General features: G+C 35.9%; 17 protein-coding genes and 1 tRNA gene. 10 read left to right on the forward strand and 8 right to left on the reverse strand.

The features are described 5' to 3' along the window. Positions 1 to 196: 196 nt before the first annotated feature. Together AACZ92_RS08180 and AACZ92_RS08185 are read left to right on the forward strand one after the other, a co-directional pair. The gene (locus AACZ92_RS08180) at positions 197 to 1,294 is read left to right on the forward strand and encodes a hypothetical protein (RefSeq protein ID WP_339699569.1); all 1,098 of its coding nucleotides are present in this window, start codon (positions 197 to 199) and stop codon (positions 1,292 to 1,294) included. Positions 1,295 to 1,298: 4 nt separating this feature from the next. Then, positions 1,299 to 1,859 (forward strand): LemA family protein, encoded by a 561-nt coding sequence (locus AACZ92_RS08185; protein WP_339699572.1) that lies wholly within the window; start codon positions 1,299 to 1,301, stop codon positions 1,857 to 1,859. Positions 1,860 to 1,898: 39 nt separating this feature from the next. Here AACZ92_RS08185 and AACZ92_RS08190 read toward each other — a convergent pair whose 3' ends face one another. Beyond that, complete coding sequence (locus AACZ92_RS08190) at positions 1,899 to 2,132, reverse strand: hypothetical protein (RefSeq protein WP_339699575.1); 234 nt, start codon at positions 2,130 to 2,132, stop codon at positions 1,899 to 1,901. A 168-nt stretch (positions 2,133 to 2,300) separates the two neighbouring features. On the opposite strand from AACZ92_RS08190, the gene AACZ92_RS08195 reads away from it, so the two are divergent. The 3 genes from AACZ92_RS08195 to AACZ92_RS08205 are packed head-to-tail and all read left to right on the forward strand — an operon-like array spanning position 2,301 to position 6,649. Beyond that, complete coding sequence (locus AACZ92_RS08195; RefSeq protein WP_339699578.1) at positions 2,301 to 4,787, forward strand: ATP-dependent Clp protease ATP-binding subunit; 2,487 nt, start codon at positions 2,301 to 2,303, stop codon at positions 4,785 to 4,787. 51 nt (positions 4,788 to 4,838) lie between these two features. Next, a complete protein-coding gene (locus AACZ92_RS08200; RefSeq protein ID WP_339699581.1) occupies positions 4,839 to 5,291 on the forward strand; it encodes a hypothetical protein in 453 nt (150 codons plus the stop codon). Between the two features lie 2 nt (positions 5,292 to 5,293). Continuing rightward, the gene (locus tag AACZ92_RS08205; protein WP_339699584.1) at positions 5,294 to 6,649 is read left to right on the forward strand and encodes a DUF5458 family protein; all 1,356 of its coding nucleotides are present in this window, start codon (positions 5,294 to 5,296) and stop codon (positions 6,647 to 6,649) included. A 270-nt stretch (positions 6,650 to 6,919) separates the two neighbouring features. Here AACZ92_RS08205 and AACZ92_RS08210 read toward each other — a convergent pair whose 3' ends face one another. From AACZ92_RS08210 to rseP, 4 genes are all read right to left on the reverse strand, one after another. Then, positions 6,920 to 7,615: a TVP38/TMEM64 family protein gene (locus AACZ92_RS08210; protein ID WP_339699587.1), complete on the reverse strand. Its 696-nt coding sequence runs from the start codon at positions 7,613 to 7,615 to the stop codon at positions 6,920 to 6,922. A gap of 16 nt (positions 7,616 to 7,631) precedes the next feature. Next, positions 7,632 to 8,492: an SdiA-regulated domain-containing protein gene (locus tag AACZ92_RS08215; protein WP_339699590.1), complete on the reverse strand. Its 861-nt coding sequence runs from the start codon at positions 8,490 to 8,492 to the stop codon at positions 7,632 to 7,634. A gap of 127 nt (positions 8,493 to 8,619) precedes the next feature. Next, positions 8,620 to 8,693, reverse strand: a tRNA-Asn gene (locus AACZ92_RS08220). A 240-nt stretch (positions 8,694 to 8,933) separates the two neighbouring features. Next, positions 8,934 to 10,259, reverse strand: coding sequence for an RIP metalloprotease RseP (rseP, locus tag AACZ92_RS08225; protein ID WP_339699593.1), 1,326 nt, complete (start codon positions 10,257 to 10,259; stop codon positions 8,934 to 8,936). A 152-nt stretch (positions 10,260 to 10,411) separates the two neighbouring features. On the opposite strand from rseP, the gene AACZ92_RS08230 reads away from it, so the two are divergent. From AACZ92_RS08230 to AACZ92_RS08245, 4 genes are all read left to right on the forward strand, one after another. Then, the gene (locus tag AACZ92_RS08230) at positions 10,412 to 11,083 is read left to right on the forward strand and encodes an SCO family protein (protein WP_339699596.1); all 672 of its coding nucleotides are present in this window, start codon (positions 10,412 to 10,414) and stop codon (positions 11,081 to 11,083) included. A gap of 107 nt (positions 11,084 to 11,190) precedes the next feature. Next, a complete protein-coding gene (locus AACZ92_RS08235; RefSeq protein ID WP_117158065.1) occupies positions 11,191 to 11,418 on the forward strand; it encodes a FeoA family protein in 228 nt (75 codons plus the stop codon). Positions 11,419 to 11,421: 3 nt separating this feature from the next. Then, the gene (gene feoB, locus AACZ92_RS08240) at positions 11,422 to 13,521 is read left to right on the forward strand and encodes a ferrous iron transport protein B (protein WP_339699599.1); all 2,100 of its coding nucleotides are present in this window, start codon (positions 11,422 to 11,424) and stop codon (positions 13,519 to 13,521) included. Positions 13,522 to 13,601: 80 nt separating this feature from the next. Beyond that, positions 13,602 to 13,763: a hypothetical protein gene (locus AACZ92_RS08245; protein ID WP_339699602.1), complete on the forward strand. Its 162-nt coding sequence runs from the start codon at positions 13,602 to 13,604 to the stop codon at positions 13,761 to 13,763. Here the strand turns inward: AACZ92_RS08245 and AACZ92_RS08250 are convergent. Genes AACZ92_RS08250 through AACZ92_RS08260 form a run of 3 tightly spaced genes read right to left on the reverse strand, consistent with a single transcriptional unit; the run spans position 13,760 to position 15,719 of the window. Further along, on the reverse strand, positions 13,760 to 14,185 hold the full coding sequence (locus AACZ92_RS08250) for a hypothetical protein (protein ID WP_339699605.1): 426 nt from the start codon (positions 14,183 to 14,185) through the stop codon (positions 13,760 to 13,762). The two genes, AACZ92_RS08245 and AACZ92_RS08250, sit on opposite strands and share 4 nt — an antisense overlap. 49 nt (positions 14,186 to 14,234) lie before the next feature. After that, positions 14,235 to 15,056, reverse strand: a complete 822-nt coding sequence (locus AACZ92_RS08255; protein ID WP_339699608.1) for a ZIP family metal transporter — start codon at positions 15,054 to 15,056, stop codon at positions 14,235 to 14,237. Positions 15,057 to 15,059: 3 nt separating this feature from the next. Then, positions 15,060 to 15,719 carry a metal-dependent transcriptional regulator gene (locus AACZ92_RS08260; RefSeq protein ID WP_339699611.1) on the reverse strand — a complete coding sequence of 220 codons (660 nt, stop codon included), beginning with the start codon at positions 15,717 to 15,719 and terminating at the stop codon, positions 15,060 to 15,062. Positions 15,720 to 15,809: 90 nt separating this feature from the next. Here AACZ92_RS08260 and AACZ92_RS08265 point away from each other — a divergent pair, with 90 nt between their 5' ends. Beyond that, complete coding sequence (locus AACZ92_RS08265; RefSeq protein ID WP_339699614.1) at positions 15,810 to 18,161, forward strand: TonB-dependent receptor; 2,352 nt, start codon at positions 15,810 to 15,812, stop codon at positions 18,159 to 18,161. The last annotated feature ends 47 nt before the right edge of the window (positions 18,162 to 18,208 follow it).

Consider the following 18,208-nt stretch of genomic DNA (forward strand, 5'->3'; position numbering starts at 1 on the left):
AGTATAGTAAAAGGTTGATGTCTGACTTTTAAAGAAAAGGGCGAAAAGCATATCTTTACAATTCACGTTGACTAATTAGAGATTAGATCACTGAAAGCAAGCAGCTTATTTTTAACATAGCAGAGCATGAAATGAACATTACTTATCGGTTTGACACGCTAGATTTTCATTATTTTAAACTCATTAAAACAAAATAATGGACGGCTCAGCATTCCACTTACTTGAAGATCTAGACTGGCCTATAGTCGGATTTATGATGTTTTTTTCATTGTTTGTGGCTATATTTTACACAGCTATCTTTTTTGTGATATTAAAGATCAAAGTAAGGCCAAAGTGGTTGTTTTTTATGTTACTGCCATCGATTATAGGAATTACCGCCCTTATTTACAAGCCCGCCGTAATTTTGGTATTTCTATGCATTTTTGGGATGACTTTCCTCTTGGGTATAGGCAGTATGGCTTACAGAGGAATTTCAGAATTTATTATCAATTTTAAAACAAAAAGTAAAAATAGCAAAAACAAAGCTCCATTGGCAATCACTATTTTAAAAAGTGCAGCCGGTTTGGCAATAGGAATCGCACTTCTACTAACAGGTCCCTACGCCTTTATATTGATTGTCTTGTATTTTATTTTTAGAAAACTAGTGCATAAGGATAATTCAGACCGCTTTTTAAGCCTTCAAACCACCCTACCTACCTCAAAAATACGATCTATTTCCATGGGATTAGTTGAGGTTAAAGGCAAAACAAATATGCTAGAACCTTTACTGTCTAAAATTGGAAATACAGAATGTATTGGCTATACCTATCACGTAGAGTCCATTTCTAGGGATAAAGATGGAGACGAACATTTCTCCACTATTTCTTTTATAACAGAATGTAATCCCTTTACTATAGAAGACGAAACGGGAACAGTAGTCGTTTCGCCAGTAGATTTAGAGCTTTTAGATATTCCAGAGGACAAATCATACCGCCGCAGCGGAAAACGTTATACCACCCACGTATTATTAGATAACACTGAAATTTTAGTAATTGGAAAAGCAAGTACTAAAAATCAGGAAACGATTATTGAGAAGGAAACAGTTAAAAATGTATTTGCCCTTTCCTCTACTGAAGCTGTAAACCGATGGAACAAATTTTCACCTCTCCGAAAATCGGCTATACGATATGCAACCGTTGCTGCATTTTTTATAGCTATGATATTATTGGCCAGTTTTGAATATGAAGATAATTTAGTAACCGTCCGCTTTATTGTAGGTACCGAATTTTTCACTAATTTATACCCTTTTAAATAAACCTATGGAAACTATCATTGCAATCGCAATCCTCATTTTAATTATTGTCGGTCTAGCAAGCGTACTCATTAGAACGTATAATCGATTGGTAATGCTCAAGTTTAATGTTGAAAAAGCATTTGCCAATATCGATGTGCTTTTAAAACAACGGGCAGACGAAATACCCAACCTTATCACCACGGTAAAGGAGCACGCTTCGTATGAAAAAGGAACACTCCAAAAATTAACCAATCTTAGAACGCAATTCCTCAATGCCCAAAACCCAAACGAAAAGGTTGAAAAATATAACGAAATCCAATCAACTATAACCAAGGTGTTAGCTGTTGCCGAAAATTACCCCGACTTAAAGGCAAACACTTCTTTTATAACTCTTCAAAACCGCGTTTCGGAATTAGAAGATCATATTGCAGACCGACGGGAATTTTTCAACGAAAGCGTAAATATGTATAATATTGGCATTAAAGAATTTCCTAATATATTGATTGCCGGCCCTATGGGTTATAAAGAAAAACATTTACTAGCAATCTCTGAAGCAGAAAAAAAATACGATGGAGTTCAGTTTTGAATATTTTGAAATTTTAAAGCAGGTCAACAAAACTCCTAGCTATACTGTGATGTGGGCTGCATTTGGAGTTCCCTTACTTATTGCTGTTTTCATGCTTTGCACGATAGTTATCCCGAACAAGGATATTAAATTAAAGGTAAATACTGCAATCATTAGTATTTTAGGTATCACTTGGATTTTGGGTTTTATAACCACCATCTTGTTTTTATTTACAGGTATTTCAGGAATAAAGCTTCTTGCAATTTGGTGTACGTTATTTGTTTCGGTTTCCATTTTTTATATTTTTCATTCCACCGAAATAGCAAAACTCTATGAAAATTTCCCCTTAAAAGAGTGACACGTTTATACTTTAACAAAAAGTTTACTTTTAGATATGTTAAAGTTGCAAGGAATTATAGTAGTTTTAAGGTTAAATAAAACTAGCACCATACAATTACACTTATGCAAACCCTTACATATCCCCTCTCTTCCTCTACTAAAGAATTATTACATATTGCGGAGGCCAACGCCAAAGGATATCATGCCGATCAATACAATGCTTCCCACTTATTACGGGCATTGTTGCATAAAGACATTGAGTTACGGTCATTAATAGAAGATGTTAGTGGTGATATATATTACATGGAAGAATGGGCAGATGTACGTATGGAAGCACTGCCAAGAGCAGCTAAAATACCCGACCAATTGAAAGGAGATGATAGTATTGAAGCCATTTTCAATGAAGCCGATATGGTAAAACTGAAATTGGGAAAAGAAGAAATCACTCCCGAATGTGTTTTAGTCGCTATCTGTACACCTGGGGTAGGCTTTACTTACGAGCAGTTAAAAACACTTCCAGTAAAAAGGGAAGACATTCTCTCGCAGTTTTCTGGTGGTGGTACTGCAAAAAATAATAGCAATACAACTAGCACAGCTGCAGGAACAAAACAAAAAGTAAGCACTGATGTCCTCAACAAATATTGTGTTGATAAATCTACACAAGCTCGCAATCAAGAACTTTCCAAAGTATATGGTCGCGATGCCGAGATTAAAATGATTACTGAGATTTTGGGTAGACACTCTAAACCTAACGTGCTTATAACAGGAGAGCCAGGTGTAGGTAAGTCTGCATTACTCAATGGTTTTACCAATGCAGTTACTAACGGTAGTGTACAAGAGTCGCTAAAGGAAGCGCAGATTTATGAACTTGACTTTATAGAGTTAGTCTCTAGCGCTAGTTATAATGGTGAAATTGAAGACCGGTTTAAAAAGATAATCAACGCCATCAAGCAATTTACAAGACCTATTTTATTAATAGATGAACTTGACAATTTATTGGATAAAAACAGTCAGCAAAAAGGATTAATAAACATCTTAAAGTCTGAGTTGGCAAAAGGCGATATTACCATTATTGGTAGTATGACCAATGACACCTTCAGAAAACAAGTGGAAAGTGACGATACGCTTTCAAGAAGATTCGAAATTATTAATTTGGAAGAACCTACCGAGCAAACAACTGCTCGGATGATTAACCATATTATTGAGAGTTATACACAACACCATAAACTAGAAATAGAACATCCAACCATTGAAGAAGCTATTAAACTTTCTAAACGTTTTAACAAGGAACGTAGCCTGCCAGATGCAGCCATCGATTTAATTGACAGGACGATGTCCGCCGGACGTTATATGATAGAGACTTCTGGGCCTGTTATTGAAAATCTTAAAGAAGAATTATCAGCTATTTCAGAAAATGAAAATCATTCCGAAGAACAAAAAAAGCAAGAATTAGAATGGTTTTATAAGGACTTAGGAAATAGGGTAAGTTATCTACTTTTCGTAGCATTAAAAGAAGACGATCATCCAACATTTGATAGCAATACGACCTCAAAAGAAATTTCAGAAAAAATTGAAACTATTCTCAACCTTTTACTGAAAGAAGCAGAAACAGAAAAAAATACCATTGCCAAAAAAGACGTGACGGCAACCATTTCGAATAAAACAGGAATACCTGTAGGCGATCTCTTGGCAGATGAAAAAGAACGATTGCTCTCTATGGAAGAAGAGCTTAAAAAACGGGTTGTTGGCCAAGATCATGCTGTAAAAACTATTACAGCTGCCGTGCACGAATCACGGTCTGGATTAAGTAAACCAGGGCTACCAACAGGTTCTTTCTTTTTTACAGGACCAACTGGTACTGGTAAAACTGAATTGGCGAAAGCATTGGCTGAGTTTTTATTTCAAACCGAAGATGCAATTATTCGTTTTGATATGTCCGAATTTAAAGAGGAACATTCCGCAGCATTGCTTTACGGAGCGCCTCCAGGATATGTGGGGTATGAAGAGGGCGGACTTTTAGTTAATAAAATAAGACAAAAGCCCTATTCTATTGTACTTTTTGATGAAATTGAAAAGGCGCACCCTTCTGTTTTCGATATATTTCTTCAAATATTAGACGAAGGGAAGTTGCATGACCGGTTGGGTAAAACGGGTGATTTTTCACACGCTGTTGTTTTATTCACTTCTAATGTAGGGAGCAAGCACGTAGTGAAATCTTTTGAAGCGGGTGAAATTCCGAAATCTACAGACTTAATGGAAATAATGGGTGGCCACTTTAGACCTGAATTTTTAGGAAGGCTTACAGAGATTGTTCCTTTCAGTCCTATTACAAAAGAAAACATTATTAAAATATTTAAAATTCAGCTAAAAGATTTATTAAAAGCACTAGAAAAACAAGAGATAAGCCTTGAATTAACAGATGAAGTATACGAACACCTTTCCAACAAAGGGTTTACACCACAATATGGAGCACGTCCACTTAGAGGGGTAATACGTACCGATTTAAGAGGACCTTTATCTAGAATGTTGATTACAGGAAAGATACAAAAAGGTGATACTGTAAAGGTAAGCCTACAAAATGAGACCTTAAAGTGGGGTATAAACGAGTAAAATTATAATAAAATTCCTATATTTATTTTTCAAACCATTAAATAACAAACCATGAGCGATAAAACATACGGCATTGGCGGTACAGAAGTAAGGCAAGAAGCTGCGGAAGCATTGCAAGAAATTCCCCAAAACAGAACCTTATTGATAGAGAAGCTAACCCATAATCAACCAGTAAAAGCAGAAATGATTAAGGGACTTAAAAAAATTGACGATGTTTTTGACCATTATCAACCCAATGTTGAAATGGAGTTTTCTAATAAAGATGGTGTACAATCTAAAGAGACACTTAACTTTACTAACTTAGGTGACTTTGGAAGAAATGGTATTATAAATCAAAGTGATTTCCTTAAAGATCTCGACACTGAAAAAGAACAGTACGTTAAAATTGTAAAGCAACTTAAGACTAATAAAATTTTAAAAGCTGCATTAACAGACCCTGAGGCAAAGGAAGCTTTGTTAACCTCAATACAAACTTTAATCTCCGAACTTGAATCCAATAAATAATTATGGCCAAATCAGAAAAAATCCAACAGCAATCATCCCCTCAAAGCCCCTCCAAACAACTGGAGCAAAGCAGTGAAAAGCTAGCAAAATATGGTGGGTTTGACCTTTTAGAAGCAACCATAGATGGGGTTCAAAATATGAACCCAGACAGAAAAGCTCGTAAAAAGATTTTTCTAACCGAAAGCACTAAAGAAAAGGAACGCAAAAAAGTAAAGAAAACCCTAGAAATGTGGTCTTCAATACTTTCCGGATCTGAAGACATTTCGGAAATGGTCGAAGAGTCTGAAAAAAGATCTCAAGTAGCAGACCAAACCCTTAAAGCGAATGTTGGGGAAGCGATAAAAGAAACCCATGACTTAGAACGCTCTTATCGCTCTATGGCATTGTTCTTTAAAAACACCGAAGAAGATAAGCTAAGGAACGTCACTCTGGTAAACGCCGATTTAGAACAACTTAAAGATTTAGATAACACTCGTTTTATAGATGCTATTTCAGCAGAACTTAAAGACAGTTATGACCGTCTAGACCTTAGAGATAATTATGGTCTTATGGTAATTCCTGGATATTTAGGTAGTAATGCCGTAGTTGAAAAATGGGCTAAGATTGCTTATGAAAATAAAGTAATGCTAGTTACCGATTTTGAACATTTGGATGAGCCGGATGATGTCATGGAAATGTTTGAAGCTGCTAACTTAACAGGAGGTGAAAACCACCGCTCAAATGTTATTATGACGTGTAATTGGTTAGTAGGAAGAGGCAAAGAAGATGAAGTTGGCGAAGAAGATGACCTTTTTGTTCCTCCAGCCGGAGCCCTAGCAGGAAAAATATATAAAACATTAATGTCTCAAGTTACCGCAGGTAAAAAACACGGTGGTATTAATGAAATTAGTGGTGTTCGCTTTGACTTAAAGAAAAGTGAAATAGCCAACTTAGAAAAACTTGGTTTGGTACCTATGGTAAACGAATATGGAAAGGTTATGGCATTTTCGGCTAAAACCCTCTTTAATGGTGATAACTTAGGGCTACAAACCTACTCTGTGGTACGTGTGTTCGATTATGTAGCAAAAGTACTTATGGATTTCTTAAACAGAAGAGCTTTTGAAAATTTCAACGCCCGAACTCGTAAAGAGCTAATGGGGCAAATTGTAAAGTTCTTGGATAATATATCTGGTCCGGATAAATTAATTGAAGATTTTTCAATCAAACGTTTTGAACAAGATCCAAACCAAAAGGATCGAATTTACTTAGATATCCACATGAAACCTTATTTCCCAGCTAAAAACTTCCTAATAAAACTGGATGGACAAAAAGGAGATGATGGTCACGATTGGGATGCTGAGTACGAGCAGCAAAAATAAAGCATATTCAAACTACTACTTTAAACAGGCTATTACATTAAATAATAGCCTGTTTTTTATATAAAAGCTTTTAAGAAATTTAATAATAGCTTATTCAATAAGTAAAAGAAAATCAACTTTAAGTGTAACTTGAGTTTTTAATAAAAAACTCAATACATTTCTTCTCTTCTTTTCTCGTAGTCTCTCCCAGAATTGAATTTGTATCTATAATTTAGGAAACTTCTATTCTATCCATTTAACTAGGAGGGCGATTGTCTTTCAAAATTATTATTACTTTTTTTTATCCCAATACACATAGGCGCCAAAAGCAACTAAACAGACTAAGGAGCCCCATAGTAATCCATTTTTTAAGCTATCGGTGTTTTGACCCACAATAGCTATAAAAATAGTTAATGGAGTGATGCCTAACATCGTGGCACCAATAAACCGCCAATAACCCATACTCAATATCCCTCCTACAAAGCTTATAGCATCGTTAGATAAAAAGGGATTAATACGCGTTACCACTACAGCCCAAAAACCATAATCTTCAATAAAATCTTCTATTTTTTTTTCAGTCTTACTTCCGATTATTTTTTCAACTAAAATTTCTCCAAAATAACTACCAATAACATACCCAACTGAAGATGCTGTAAATACGGAGAGTAAAATAATTAAACTTCCCCAAATAGGTCCATAGGCCAACACCGAAACTACCATAAGCGCAACAGAGGGAATTACAATTAAAAACATTTGGGCTATCATCGCCAAGACAAGTACGACTGGCCCTAACCAACCAAAGCCGGAAACCCATTTTTCTATTCGTTTTTCATCATTACTGGTAAGAACATTCCATGCTTCGGTAAAAAACTGTTCAACAGAAGGAATTGTAAAGTAACAGATAACCAACGTAACCACCAATGCAATTGATACATACAAAGGCAAGCGTCCTTTGGTTTTTGAAGAATCGGTGTCGTTATTGCTCATATATCCTGTTGAATTATTATTTCAATTCTACTTTTAAAATACTAGGCACGCCGCCTGTTGCTTCATTTGATATGTATAACGTCCCATCTGGAGAAAAAGTAATCCCCTCTGGTTGATAAAACACTTTGTTATTTAATGGGTATTCTTGTTTAGCAACACCATCTGGACTTACAATAATAATGCGTGGTTTAGTACCTTGGAGGACATAAATTTCTTTAGTTTTAGGATGAATAGCGATATCTGAAGGGCGAATTTTTTTCAACGTCTTCTGTATCTCGGCATCTCTAGAGGTAACTAGCAATACCGGTTTTTCTAGTAGGTTTTTTGTCTCTAAATCATAGCCATAAATACCTCTGCCGTCATTATCAAAAGGCTCATGATCTTTAGCCATTAACAAGAGTCTGTTGTTTTTTTCATCAGCCAATAGCGTTTCGATGTTGTGTTTTTCTGAAAGAGGGAGCTCATATTGGTTAAAGACAGGATCTTCACCTAAAAAATCTAATAATTCAAAAATTTCCCCGTCACTACGAACCACATACATATTTTTGCCCATTAAGGCCAATCCTTCATAATCGCCATCGCCAGCAAATTTAACTTGACCGTCGAGTTTCTTCGTTTTTAGATTGTAAAAAAATACAATTCCTACCTCATCTTGAATACAAGCAATCCGACCATCTTCCAACCAAACGATTCCGGAAATTTCATCTAGGATACTAGGTAATTCCCAGCTTTCAACCACTTCTTGTGTAGAATCTAATGCAACCCGCTTTTCCTCAATCCGGCTTTTATAAAAATGATAAAATAAAAAAGATACAGCTATGATTATAATAGCCAGAACAGCTACTATTTTATTCATGTGTTTAGACAACCCATTCATATTTTAATTACGTTTAGAAGAAAATCAAAAATACGTATTAAAATACACCTATTAGCCTAATGAATTGTTATAAAACTAATTGCAGAAATAAACAAAAAAGCCTCTCTGAAAACAGAAAGGCTTTTTGCTCCTCCACTTGGACTCGAACCAAGGACACCCTGATTAACAGTCAGGTGCTCTAACCAACTGAGCTATGGAGGAATTTAATTTTTATGTCTTTTTTGAACGTTTGCCTACACAACTCTTCAATAGATATCGTTAGGCGGGTGCAAATATACCCAATTTTTAATTTCATCAAAATAAATCTGAAATTTTTTTTAATGAATTTTGCAATTATTTCGAACTTGTAAGATATCCAAATTCTGTTTCTTAGATCTCCATAAAAAAATGCTTCAGAATTTCTTCCAAAGCATTTTGTATATTTTACTTTCTTTCAATAAATTATTCGAACAGCCAACGGTAAATATCGTTTCCGTTTGCGAACAATACTAATGCTATTAATAAGAAGAAACCAACCATTTGTGCATACTCCATAAACTTATCTCCTGGTTTGCGACCACTTACCATTTCATATAATAAAAACATTACGTGACCCCCATCTAATGCAGGAATTGGGAGAATATTCATAAACGCTAGTATAATTGAAATTAAGGCTGTAGTTTCCCAGAAACTTAACCAATCCCACGTATCAGGGAACAAGCTTCCTATTGCTCCAAATCCACCAACTTGTGTAGCGCCTTTTGCGGTGAAAACATATTTAAATTGTGTAACGTAATCTGTTAAAACATTATAACCGTAGCTTATTCCTCCAGTAATACTTTCACCTAAACCATACGTTATTTTGGTACCGTTACCTACCAGCTCTTTAGCGTAATTGTTCACCCCTATTTGTCCCGTTTCGTTTGGAGTGACGGTAAGGGTTTCCAGTGTATTATTTCTTGAAACCACTATTGTGTTTTCTTTATCTTTATTTGCTTTTACCAATGAAGTAAACTGGTGCCAATGCCCCACTTTAGTTCCATTTACAGACACAATGCTATCGCCATTTTTAAAACCTGCTGCAATAGCTGGATAATCGGCTGCTACGGTATCGATTACTGCATTTCGCATAGGGTTAAATGGACGTAAAACATCTTGCTTAAACATTCTTGTCCCGATATCTTCAGGCATTGCAATTGTTTCTGTTGTTCCATCGCTGTGTTCAACAGTAATGTTTTGAACATCCCTTAAAAATAAATGCTTGTTTATTAAAGTAACGTCTTCAAATTCTTTTCCATTTACTTGTAAAATATGATCGCCATCTTCAAAACCCATTTCCTTAAAAGTCTCAGCTACTGCAAAACCTTTAGGAATATCATCGTTTGTAATAATTGTAGTTCCGTTGAAAAATAAAATCCCCATATATATTACAAAACCAACGATAATATTTACGGTAACTCCACCCAACATAATGATTAATCGTTGCCATGTCGGTTTACTTCTAAACTCCCATGGTTCAGGCGGCTTGGACATTTGCTCTTTGTCCATGCTCTCATCGATCATCCCAGATATTTTAACGTATCCGCCTAATGGCAACCAACCAATACCATAAACGGTATCACCGATTTTCTTTTTAAAAAGGGCAAATTTTACATCAAAAAAGAGAAAAAACTTCTCAACACGGGTTTTAAATAACTTCGCTGGGATAAAATGCCCCAATTCGTGCAATACGATCAATATAGATAAGCTTAATAATAGCTGAATTGCTTTAACGGCAAATGGACTCATATACTTTATAAAATTAGCGTACAAAAGTAATCTTTTATAACCGCTTACAAAAATTAATACAAAACTACTAAGAGCATCTTGTAAAACTTTTAACGCTTACATCTTTACCATTTGTTTATTAGGCAGTAATTTTGCACAAATCGATATAGAATATGCTTCAATTTTTTGCAAAGTATAAGTTTTTTGGCATCGTGATGCTTGTTCTTTCTGCCATTATTATCACAATTATTTATAATGTCTACACTATTGATGACGGGAAAACCTTACCCATTTATCAGCCTAATGACGTGACAGCTGAGCTAGTTGATACCACAGTTCAACACGTAAAAAAATACCACAAGATCGCCGACTTTTCATTGACCAATCAAAACGGGCAAACTATTACCCAAAAGGATTACAAAGATAAAATATATGTAGCCGATTTCTTTTTTACTACCTGTCAAACCATTTGCCCAATAATGACGGATCATATGGTTAAAATTCAGGAAAAAGTAAAAAACGACCCTGAAATTATGCTACTTTCACATTCGGTTACCCCAAAAGTAGATACCGTGGCACAGCTTAAAAAATATGCTTTGGAAAAAGGAGTAAACGATAAAAAATGGAACTTAGTTACTGGTGACAAAAAAGAAATCTACGATTTGGCTCGAAAATCTTACCTCGCCGCCAAAGACATGCCATATAATGAGTACGATTTAATCCACACTGAAAACTTTGTATTGGTTGATAAAAAGAAGCGCATTCGCGGATTTTATGATGGTACAGACCCCGAAGCCATTGAAGAACTAATGGGCGATATTAAAATTTTAGAAAAAGAAAAATAACGCATTCATTTAAACCGCTTCCAAAAGAATACTTTATCACTTTAAAACCTTGCAAAGCAATCCTAATTCCCTTATTTTTGCGTTGTTTAAAATCAATCTAAATAAAGATAATGAACACAATCGCCACACTTAAAAAAGGGCAACGGGCTATCATTAAAGAGTTTTCGGTAGAACACGTCCCTTTAAAATTGCTCGAAATGGGCTGCTTGCCCGGCAATGAAGTGGCATTGGTACAATCAGCTCCTTTTCAAGACCCAATGTATCTCAACATTAATGGAAGCCATTTAGCTATTAGGAAAGAAACTGCTGCACTTATTGAAATTGAATTATTGTAATCTATGGCTAGGCAAATTAATGTAGCACTTATTGGGAACCCGAATACAGGAAAAACCTCTGTTTTTAATCGTCTTACGGGTTTAAATCAAAAAGTAGGGAATTATCCAGGTATCACCGTTGAAAAAAAACAAGGGCTTTGTAAGTTGGATCGTGGTTTAAAAGCTCATATTATTGATCTTCCCGGAACTTATAGTTTAAATGCTTCTTCGGTTGATGAAAATGTAGTGATTGAGTTACTGCTCAACAAAAATGACAAAGATTTTCCAGATGTAGCAGTAGTCGTAGCCGATATAGAAAATTTAAAAAGAAACCTTCTTCTCTTTACCCAAATAAAAGATTTAGGTATTCCAGCTATTCTTGCCATTAATATGGCCGATAGAATGAAACGTAAAGCCATTTCTTTAGACATTGAAGCGCTTGAACAAAAACTGGAAACCAAAATCGCTCTAGTAAGTTCGCGTAAAAACGAAGGGTTTAACAACCTTAAAGAGCTTATTACAAATTATGGACAGCTTTCTACAAAACCCTGTGTAAATGCTTCTAGAATTGCACCTGAATACTTTGAAAGGCTTCGGAAAGCATTCCCTAATCAAGAATTATATAAGCTATGGTTGGTCATTACCCAAGATGTTAACTTCGGAACATTAACTAGAAATGAACTAAAGGGGGTTACTAATTTTCAGACCGAATCGAAAAGCAATCTAAAAAGACTTCAGCAAAAAGAAACCATTGCCCGCTATCAATTTATAAACAGCGTGTTAAAAGAAACGCTTACTGTTGATACGGCTAATGCGAAAGATTTTAGAAGCCGAATGGATCGCATTCTTACTCATAAAGTTTGGGGCTACGTTATTTTCTTTGCAATCCTCATGCTTATTTTCCAAGCAATTTTTGATTGGAGTAGTTACCCAATGGATTTTATTGATAGCACTTTCGCTTCTTTAAGCGAATGGATAAAAAATTCGCTTCCACCAGGTGATTTTACCAATTTAATAGCTGAAGGAATCATTCCAGGAATAGGTGGTATCGTGATTTTTATTCCACAGATTGCCTTTTTATTCCTCTTTATTTCCATTTTAGAAGAAACCGGATATATGAGCCGTGTCGTCTTTTTAATGGATCGAATTATGCGCCGTTTTGGGTTGAGCGGTAAGAGTGTCGTTCCTTTAGTTTCGGGTACCGCTTGTGCTATTCCGGCGATTATGGCAACCCGAAACATTGAAAACTGGAAAGAACGATTAATCACTATTTTGGTTACGCCTTTTACTACCTGTTCAGCTCGGTTACCGGTATATCTAATTATAATTGCTTTGGTAATTCCCGACGAACGTGTGTTGGGAATATTCAGCCTACAAGGAATTACATTAATGATTATGTACTTAATAGGCTTTGGCGCTGCAATTGGCTCGGCTTGGTTGTTGGACAAATTTCTTAGAATACCAGGACGTTCGTTTTTTGTTATTGAAATGCCTAACTACAAAATTCCGCTTCCAAAAAATGTATTGATTACCGTAATTGAAAAGACAAAATCGTTCGTTTTAGGTGCAGGAAAAATCATTTTAGCCATTTCTATTATATTATGGGTGTTGGCTTCCTATGGTCCGGGAGATTTTAATCAAGCTGAAGAAATTGTAACTGCAGAGAATGTAGAACAAGACCTTACGCAACAAGAGTTAGAAACTAAGATCGCATCCTTTAAGTTAGAAAATTCATACATTGGTATTATGGGTAAAGGTATTGAACCTGCCGTGCGACCGTTAGGATATGACTGGAAAATAGGAATCGCCATTGTAAGTTCGTTTGCCGCACGTGAAGTATTTGTGGGTACACTTGCCACTATTTATAGTGTAGGTAGTGAAGAGGAAGAAACTATTAAAAATCGTATGGCAGCCGAAACAAACCCTGTTTTAGGCACTCCGTTATTCAATTTTGCTAGTGGTGTATCATTGTTGCTGTTTTATGCATTTGCTATGCAGTGTATGAGTACTTTGGCAATTGTTAAGCGAGAAACTAATAGTTGGAAATGGCCTACTTATCAATTGTTTATTATGAGTGGTATTGCTTATGTACTAGCATTGGCGGCCTATCAATTATTAAAATAAATGAAGTTATAACCTAGCGTTAGGTTATAAAAGAGATTTCGACCAAAAAATACTATTAGAAATTAAAAAACAAAAAGATTATGCAGACGATATTGGTACTTATAACATTTTTAATCGCATCAGGTTATGTGCTAAAGAAATTTGTTTGGAACCCATTAACTGAAAAAAGAAGAAAAACTACTGCTGGTACCATTGATGGTGGAAACACTAAATGTGGTAAAAACGATTGTGGTTGCCATTAATTTTTATACACACAAATTAAAAGCGTATATCCGTTTTCATTTTTCTCTTTTTCGGTATTAGGATAAGGCATTACTTTCATTCCCTCAAGTTTTATTGCTTCCGAAAAGAAAAATGTGTGATTTTTGTTCTCCCCTGATTTCGTAGCCCCAAAAATTAATTTTTCCGTCTTGGCATCTACCCCTTCTGCTTCGACCTTAACTTTTACCTTTACTCGACCTTCCCAAATACAAGTAACGTTTGTTGGACAACGGGAGTCTTCTGATACTTCAAGAAAAGTTATGGAATAACCATTGGTTTTAACTGTTTTTCCTAAAGCTATTTTCATTGCAATTTTTGGAACCTCTATAGGCTTATCTACGTTTTGCTGTGAAAAAACCGTTGTTGAAATGGTTAAAAGCAATAAAGCAACTATCTTTTTCATACTGATCCTGTTTTTCAAGTTTAAAGATAAAGAAATATTGCCAAACAGATTATCCAAGTCCAACGTCTAGCGTCATCATTATTATAAATCCTCCAATAAAACCAAGTGTTGCGATATCTGCATTACCAGCGCGTTGTGTTTCAGGTACCACCTCTTCAATAACCACAAAAATCATTGCACCTGCTGCAAAAGCCAATGCATATGGTAAAATAGGTTGGAACGTTAATACTGCCCAGGCTCCAAGAACCGCTGCGATAGGCTCTACAATAGCGGAAGCTTGACCGTACATAAAACTTTTCCTTCTACTCATGCCCATTCCGCGTAGTGGCATGGAAACAGCAATTCCTTCAGGGAAATTTTGCAAACCAATACCCATCGCTAAAGCAACAGCGCCCCCAATAGTAGCCCCATCAAACCCAGCAGCCACTCCACCAAATAATACTCCTACAGCAAGTCCTTCTGGAATGTTGTGCAAGGTAATAGCCAAAGTTAATAAGGTCGTTTTATGCCAAGGGGTTTTAATCCCTTCCTTTTCAGACTCTTTAAAGTTTATGTGTAAATGTGGTAAAACCTTATCCAAGCCAAACAAAAATAAAGCTCCCAATAAAAATCCTACAGCCGCAGGTATCACTTTTACAAACCCTTCGCCAGGACTCATTTCAATACCAGGAGCTAATAAACTCCAAAAACTCGCCGCCACCATGACACCACCTGTAAAACCTAACATTCCATCTAATGCCGTACGGTTCATGTTCTTAAAAAAGAACACCAAAGCAGCTCCTAATGCCGTTAAACCCCAAGTAAACAAAGTAGCGTATAAAGCCGCTAAAATGGGATCTATTGATTGAAAATATTCTATTATTGATTCCATATATTAATTCGTTTGTACATATAAATTTTCAGCTGTCTTTTTCGATATAAAGGATTGGTCTTTGCCTACCTGAATAACCATAGAGCCATCGAAAAATTCTTTTCCTAAAACGTGGATTTTAGTACCTATTGTAATTTTCTTTTTATCTAAATACTGAAGAAACTCAGGACTCGATTCTTTCACTCCTACACAAACCCCACCTTGGTTTTTCTTTAAATCTGATAAAAGTTTTTTCTCAGTACGTTTTATATTTCCATCTTTATCAGGAATTGGATCTCCGTGTGGGTCAAAATCCGGTTCGCCTAAAAATTTATCAAGCCTAGATATTAGTTCTTCAGAATGAATGTGCTCTAATTGTTCGGCAATTTCATGGACTTGATCCCAATGAAAATTCAGTTTATCAACTAAAAAAACTTCCCACAGACGGTGTTTACGAATAATAGTCAAAGCAGTTTTCCTACCTCTTTCAGTTAAGGTAACTCCCTGATACTTCACATAGTTTACCAGCTCTTTCTCCGAAAGCTTTTTTACCATATCGGTTACAGAGGAAGGTTTGGTCTCCATTTGCTCAGCAATAGCATTTGTGGCAACTCCTGTTGCGGCGATTTTTTCTAAATGATATATCGCTTTTAAATAATTTTCTTCAGAAAGGCTGTATTTCATTTGACAAAAATACATTTTTAAATTTAATAAACAATATTTTAGACTTATCTAAAATTTAATTTAATTTTGCGGAAAATAAAATTAGCCAATATGAAAATAGTGATCTATTTAACCGTATTTATTATTTCTTTCAGTAGTTTATCACAAACCGAAACTTTAAAAGGGACAATTAATACTGGAAATGAGCCCCTTTCTTTTGCAACAATTCAACTGGAAGGCCTAGAAACAAAAGGAGTCAATGCAAAGGAAAATGGAACGTATTCCATAAAACTTAAGAAGGGATTTTATCAAATAACTATTTCATCAGTTGGATATAAAACCATTTCTAAACAGATTCATATTTCAGAAGGTATCAACGAAATGTCTTTTACGCTTACAGAAGACCTACTAGGTTTAGAGCAAATTGTAGTAAGTGCCACTCGAAACAGAGTAAACCGCAAAAAAGCCCCAGTTGTTGTATCTACATTGAACCCTAAATTATTAAAAGCGACCCAGTCGTTATCACTTGCCGATGGTTTAAACTATGCACCAGGCGTACGCGTAGAAACAAACTGCCAAAACTGTGGGTTTACGCAGGTTCGCCTTAATGGATTAGACGGTGGTTATACGCAAATATTAGTGAACAGCCGAGCTATATTCACCTCTCTTTTGGGAGTTTATGGACTGGAACAAATTCCAACAAACACCATTGAGCGTGTAGAAATTGTTAGAAGTGGCGGTTCAGCTCTGTTTGGATCCAATGCGATTGCCGGGACGGTAAATGTTATTACTAAAGACCCGGTTTTAAACACTTGGGAGATTGGAAGCTCCCTATCACTCATCAATGGCGAACAACCCGATCGTGTTGTTAGTTTTAATACTTCGGTAGTGGCAGACGATTTAAATAGCGGTATCACCCTTTTCGGAAATTACAGAAGCCGCGATGCGTATGATGCGAATGACGATGGTTTTACAGAAATTACAAAGCTTACCAATAACACCGTAGGTGCCAAAGCTTTTATTAAACCCTCGGACCGAAGCAGATTAACTGTAGATTTAACCGCGATCAGAGAGTTTAGAAGAGGCGGAAATAAATTAGACTTAGCCCCTCAATTTACCGACATTACCGAACAATTAGACCACGATACTTTTACAGGCGGTGCTGAATATGAGTTAAATAGTAAAGATTACACTAATAAATATGCTATCTACACCTCAGCATCCTATACGCAACGCGATAGTTATTACGGTGGTTTAGGTGGTGGAAGAACCAAGCAAGACAGTATTCTAGCTAATAATGCCTTCGGAAATACTACAGATTTGGCAATTATTAACGGAATTCAACATACCAAAACGTTTAAAAATGACGACGTTTTAACTTCGGGTGCTGAATACAACTATAGCACAACCGAAGATGTTATCGCTGGTTATAATCGATTAATTGACCAATCCGTTGGCAGTATAGGCATTTACAGTCAATACGAATGGAAGCCTACCGATAAATTCACCACGTTATTGGGTGCTAGATTTGACAACGTTGCCGTAGATGGGACCTACCAAGTTAACACCATTGAACGAAATGTAAACCTCAGTCAATCTTCCTTAAGCCCACGGTTAACGATAGCCTATCAATTTACAGACGAATTAAAGTTTAGAGGTGGTTACGCTCGTGGATTTCGAGCCCCGCAAGCTTTTAATGAAGATTTGCATATTTCATCCGTGGGTGGTGAGCCCCAATTTGTTATCCTTTCTGAAAACCTGGAAACCGAATATTCCAATGCGTATACAGCATCCTTAAATTATTCAAAAGACTTTAATAAAGTACAAACCGATTTTTTACTGGAAGGCTTTTACACAGACTTAAAAGACCCTTTTACCATTGTAAGCACAGGAACGCCTTTGCCTAATGGTTCTATTTTAGAAGAAGTACGAAATGGATCAGGTGCTGAAGTATTTGGGGCCAATTTTGAAGTAGGGCTTTCCCCTTCAAAAAAGTGGCAGTTTCAATTGGGGGGAACGGTTCAAGAATCTAAATACAAAAAACCACAACTTTTATTTGAAAGTGACGGCACTGCAGGCGAAAATGATATTATAATTAATGAGTTTGTTCGAAACCCAAACGTGTATGGGTACGCCAATGCATCTTGGATTCCTTCTGAAATGTTTAGACTAGATATTACTGGAAATTACACTGGAGCCATGACGGTGCCCCGCGTAATAAGTAATACTGGATTTTTAAAATTTAATGAGGTACATCCTTTTCTTGATATGAATATCAAGTTTGACACACATATAGATTTTTCTGAAGATTTTCAAACCACCTTTTCGGCCGGGATAAAAAACATTTTTAATAGCTATCAAGATGATTTTGATAAAGGCCCCACGCGAGATTCAGATTATATCTATGGTCCTAATGCGCCTAGAACTTTTTTTATCGGTATCACCTTCGGAAAATTGCATTAAAATGAAACAGTTGATATGTATACTATCGCTATTTGTGCTCCTTTTTT

It is taken from the genome of uncultured Marixanthomonas sp. (assembly GCF_963974425.1).
Lineage (GTDB): Bacteria > Bacteroidota > Bacteroidia > Flavobacteriales > Flavobacteriaceae > Marixanthomonas.